Annotated in this window: 1 protein-coding gene; it reads left to right on the top strand. The window is 27.8% G+C overall.

The features are described 5' to 3' along the window. Positions 1-1,093: 1,093 nt before the first annotated feature. Positions 1,094-2,308 carry an FG-GAP repeat domain-containing protein gene (locus RINTHH_RS07125; protein WP_008234753.1) on the top strand — a complete coding sequence of 405 codons (1,215 nt, stop codon included), beginning with the start codon at positions 1,094-1,096 and terminating at the stop codon, positions 2,306-2,308. Positions 2,309-3,004: the final 696 nt, after the last annotated feature.

Below are 3,004 nucleotides of genomic sequence, written 5' to 3'. Positions count from 1 at the left end.
GGACAATCTATGAAAAATTTTTTACTAATTAGATATAACTTTCTTCCCTTATACAATCTACTAGTTTATGATGTTAGCCTTCTAAATAGTTCATTTCCAATACTTGCATTACTATTTCAAACCACTAATACTAATGTAGTTAATATTATATTATGTAAGCAATAAAATTTATTTATAATTCACTTGCTAATTTAGTAGGAATACTTGAGTTAATAGAAAAGATGAAAACTATTATTGAAAGGTATAAGTTAAATCTGGGAATTGATCTTATGATTTAACTGTAGTCACTATATCTACTACTTGTTAAAAATGAGCTAACTAGAAATTTATAAGCATGATAAATTTTCTTGTAATTTTTCTGCATGCTCTAAATTCTAGAAAGCTCTTTTTAAAAAAGTTATTTTTTACTCTCAATTACTAAACAAAATTTTCAAAGCTATCGCTTCTATCTTCTAAATACGTATTTTTGTTACTATTTAATCTATAGTATTCTTTTACTAAATTTATCCTTTTGTATATTCCACATTCTTCATCAATTTTTGCTTCTCTCATCGAAATTAAAATTGTGCTGATTAGTATAATTTATATAGTAATTATAAATTATTTAAATAGGTTTATTTTCACCCTATAAATTACTTTATTAGTATTATGGGTAATATAGCATTAATTGGCTATTAATATTGTCTTTCAAAGATAATATTAATAGCCAATTAATTTCTTAAATACTGCTTATATATAGAACATGCTAAAATAGCTATATGTCATTAACATAACAGCCATACTATATTGTAAAAAATAAAATTTCATTTTAAAAAACTTTTTATCTAGCTTTTTAGATAATTAGTTGATGCTAATAGCATGACTTTTTGCAAACTACATTGTACCGTATAATTTCTATATATTTACAAACAAATTTAATCTATTACATTATGAATACAATTATAGCAACGAATCAATTATTTACCAGAAAAGTTTTATTCAACATACAATATATATAATCAGCAACATTCCTAAAAGGAAACAGATGTTAAAAAATGACAAAAAAGATTGCTTGACTAGGAGAGAATGATAGTAAATTACAATCAAAGAAAGTATGCAACTCGCTGATAATTCTATTGCTAATATATTGGAAAATGTTGGTTATCAAAATGTTTCCAATACTGTTAATAATTTTGATGAGGGGTTTAATCTTAATAATCAAAATGTTAGTTCTGATAGCTCATTATCAAAATCATTAAATAACCAACAGTTTAAAACTGCTGGTAGAAGTTCTAATCCTAATCCTATTTTTAGCAATGCAGCTATCTTTACTGATTTTAATGGAGATGGTAAAGCTGACAAATTATGGCGCAATAGTCAAACAGGGGAAACAGCTATATGGCTAATGGATGGAGGTAATATTATATCTACAGATTTCCTAGAAAATGTTGGCTCTGATTGGTCTTACAGTTTTGCAGATTTCAACCGTGATGGTAAAAGTGATATTTTCTGGCGTAATCAAAGTACTGGAGAAAACTCTATTTGGTTAATTGATGGTACTAGAATTATATCAAATACTAGTTTGCAAACTATTGAATCTAGTTGGTCGTATAGTATTGCTGATTTTAATGGGGATGGTAGAAACGATATTTTTTGGCGTAATACTCAAACAGGAGAAAATGCTACTTGGTTAATTAATAATACAAATGTTACTACAGCTGCATTCCTATCTCAAAAGAATTTGAATTGGACTGCTAGTATTGTTGATTTTGATGGTAATGGCAAAAATGATATATTTTGGCGTAATAACACCACTGGTGAGAATAAAGTTTGGTTCATGAATGGTGTAGATCTAGCTGAATATTCTCTCTTAAATTTTGAATCTGGTTGGAGTTATGATACTGGTGACTTTAATGGTGATAGTAAAACTGATATATTCTGGCGGAATTCAGAAACAGGAGAAAACTCAATTTGGTTAATGAATGGGGTCTTTACAATTGGTCGTTCTGTGAGAAAACGTGATTCGGATTGGAAATACTCAGTTGGCGATTTCAATGGAGATGGTAAAACCGACATTTTTTGGCATAACGAAATTACTGGGGAGAATACAGCTTGGATGATGGATGGTTTATCAGTTGCTAGGGCCGCATTTTTACCAACAACCGTATCATTTGTACAGCCCTATGTTGGTGATTTTAATGGTGACGGTAAGACCGACATTTTTTGGCGTAATGGTGAAAATGGAGAGACTAACTTATGGCTAATGAATGATACTACTGCTACCAAAACTAGTCTGCCTCAACTTTCTTCAGAATGGGTTACTGATTAGTTATTAAAATTCGAAAGTATTGAACTTGCTCTTCTTCTCACTATATGTTTGATTTTATTAGTCACTTTTTGAATTCTAAACCTTTTCCTGTATTTACTATGATAATAAAGTCAGCAAGGCTAGTAATTATTACTCCCAGGAATTTGTGGAGATTCCCCATTTTTCTCCTGCAATATCATTTTTTAATTAGATAGGGGATAAATAAAACAACAATTTCTCAAGAGTTCCTTAGAAATATTTGTTTTATCATTAACCACCATTAATTTAATTGATTAAATTTATGAACTACACAGGATTCTTATTTTGTCTGGATTAATGATAAAACATTTACGGATAACTATGAATTCTGTATTTTTGATAAAATTAAATAAGTAAGAGAAAACTTTTCTAGAAAAAATCTCTAATATAGTATTAATTTTACGCCCCTTCAATTAGGTATTCTTTTGCTTAAAAATACCTAATTTTTGTTGACTATTTCAAATTATTTGATTTAAAGAGATTGCTTGTAAAGATAAGTGTAGCAGTATTTACTTCTAAGTAATCTTAATTATTATAATAACTATTATATATAAAATATAAACATAAAAAATATAATATAAAAAGTACAGTCTTCTTAATCAAACCTAATACCTATATTTGTACCGAATTACAATGGTTGATTTCATAATAATAGAAAGCTATATACAAAACCTATAT

This window comes from Richelia intracellularis HH01 (assembly GCF_000350105.1).
Taxonomy (GTDB): Bacteria; Cyanobacteriota; Cyanobacteriia; order Cyanobacteriales; family Nostocaceae; genus Richelia; species Richelia intracellularis.
Note: the sequence above shows the minus strand (reverse complement) of the source record. Positions and strands in the feature narration are given on the sequence as shown.

Coding starts and splice junctions, on each gene's coding strand:
- RINTHH_RS07125 (WP_008234753.1), top strand. CDS start 1,094: ATGCAACTCGCTGATAATTCTATTGCTAATATATTGGAAAATGTTGGT.